General features: G+C 61.3%; 2 protein-coding genes. Both read right to left on the bottom strand.

What is annotated here, in order from left to right; genetic code table 11:
- Window positions 1–128: 128 nt before the first annotated feature.
- The gene (locus tag JF66_RS18195; RefSeq protein ID WP_051973739.1) at window positions 129–1427 is read right to left on the bottom strand and encodes an IS30 family transposase; all 1299 of its coding nucleotides are present in this window, start codon (window positions 1425–1427) and stop codon (window positions 129–131) included.
- A gap of 231 nt (window positions 1428–1658) precedes the next feature.
- Window positions 1659–2149 (bottom strand): recombinase family protein (locus tag JF66_RS18200; protein ID WP_035880232.1); only part of this gene is annotated, 491 nt, incomplete at its 5' end.

Raw genomic sequence — 2149 nt, forward strand, 5'->3', positions numbered from 1 at the left:
GCACCTCGTCTGAACAAACGTGTCGCGTTTGCCCTGTCGCGTAAGGAAATCCCGGCATGGCACGGCGGATTCTGATGATCGACGCAACGAACGCGTAATTACCCGGCAGTTTTCCGGGCAATTCGACGTTATCGCGAATTGGTCGGCGGCGTGTCGCGTTCGGCTTTGAGTCGTTCGGCGGGGGTGTCGTAGTTGAGTGTTTTCCGAGGTCGTTCGTTGAGCTCTTTTACGACGTTGGCGACGTGTTTCGCGGGGTGCAGGGCGAGATTGGTTCCTTTCGGGAAGTACTGGCGGGCCAGCCCGTTGAAGTTCTCATTCGCGCCGCGCTGCCAGGGGCTGGAACGTTCCGCGAAGAAGACAGGGACTCCGGTGGCTTGGGTGAGTTGTTCGTGCCAAGCCAATTCGACGCCCTGGTCCCAGGTGAGCGTGCGTTTCAAGTGACGGGGCAGAGTCGCGAAGACGTCGATGATGGCGGCGTTGACGCTGGCTGCAGTGTGATCCTTGGGCAGGTTCACGATGATGCCGTAGTGGGTCGTTCGTTCTCGCAGGGTCACCATCGCCGAGACAGAACCAAGACCGACGATGAGATCGCCTTCCCAATGGCCGGCTTGTTTGCGGTCTTGGACCTCGGCGGGTCTTTTGTCGATCATGGTCATGTTGATGATGCGGGATCCACGCCCGATCCGGCGGCGCCAGCGTGTTTTGCGGATGCGTCGTCCGGTTCGCAGCTTCAGGGCAAAACGTTTGTGGAGGCCGTAGTCGTCGCGGAGCAGCAATGCCCGGTAGATCGTTTCCGGGCAGAGGCGCATTGTCTGATCGTCGGGGTAGTGCTTCTTCATCCATCCGCAGATTTCGTCCGGGGACCAGCACCGGTTCAGTTTGCGTTGCACCAACAGCCGCAACGGAACGTTTGAGACGAGTTTGGGGACTTTGGGCCGGGCGCGTTGCAGCCGTGCGTCATGATCAGCTGTCCGGGGAAGGTAAAGCCCGCCGTCGCTGCGGTGTCGGCGTAGCTCCCGGGAGATGGTGGACGGCTGCCGGCCCAGCGCCGCCGCGATCGCGCGCATCGACTGGCCCAAGCGCAGCAGGTCAGCGATTTGCAGTCGCTCCCGCGCTTCAAGGTAGCGGCCAGCTGACTCTCGACGGGCCGTGAGTCGTGGGATGTGGAAGTCGGCGTTTTGCCGCAGTTGGGTTCCGGAGGCTCGGTTCATGCCCAGTAGTCTGCAGGCATCAGCATTGCTCAGTCCGTCGCGCATGAGCTGCCAGTACTTTTCCTTGCGATTGTTCAACCACTCTTGACGTGCAGTCAGTTCAGCTGCGAGCAGCAGGCCGGCGTAGGGTCCAGACGCGAGCACGGCCGCGTGCTGCGCCGCTCTCGCGGCACTGGCCTCTCGCCGCAGCTGCTTCAGCCTGCTTGCCTCGAACATACGCGCCCGATCCTCACTCAGGCGCAACTGGCGTTGGCAATGCCGCACGGTGCGGCCGTCGAGACGAAGGCGGACGAAACGCTTCTCGATCCACCGATACGCCGTGGACCGCGCGTGTCATTTTTCGAAGTCGTCTGCACAAATGTTCATAGTCGCCTGCACAGCACGCTCCGGCCACGGACGGCCGTGAGGGAAGTCCACTGGGACCGATTGACGCGTATAATCGTCTCTTCAGTGTTTCCCGGGTCCGGCGGCCGAGTCGTTGGTTTCAGCGAGTGCGCGATACACGCTGGCGCGGCTCATCGCCTGGTTCTTCACAATGTAGGCAATGGTCTTACCCGAGGCGCGCAACGTGCGGACTGCCTCGATTTTCGTGGGGATCAGCACCGACTTGGCACGCCCCGTTGTCAGTCCCTTGGCTTCTCGTGCGGCTCGGGCTTCGGCGGCGCGTTCGTTAATGTTCTCGCGTTCCCATTCCGCGATCGACGCCATGATGTTGCGTACCAGCTTGCCGGTGACGCCCTCGAATTGTTCCCCGGGCTTCAATGAGTGGATGGAGATGCCACGGTGTTCGAGCTCCTCGATCGTTTGGAGGATATGTAGCACTGTGCGGCCGAGACGGTCGAGGGAGGAGACCGTGATGGTGTCGCCGCGTCGAGCTACTTTCAGCAGAGCATCAAGTCCTGGCCGGGTCTTGAATTTGCCACTGATTTTGTCTTCGT

This window comes from Cryobacterium sp. MLB-32 (assembly GCF_000738085.1).
Taxonomy (GTDB): domain Bacteria; phylum Actinomycetota; class Actinomycetes; order Actinomycetales; family Microbacteriaceae; genus Cryobacterium.

Coding starts and splice junctions, on each gene's coding strand:
- JF66_RS18195 (WP_051973739.1), bottom strand. CDS start 1,427: ATGTTCGAGGCAAGCAGGCTGAAGCAGCTGCGGCGAGAGGCCAGTGCC.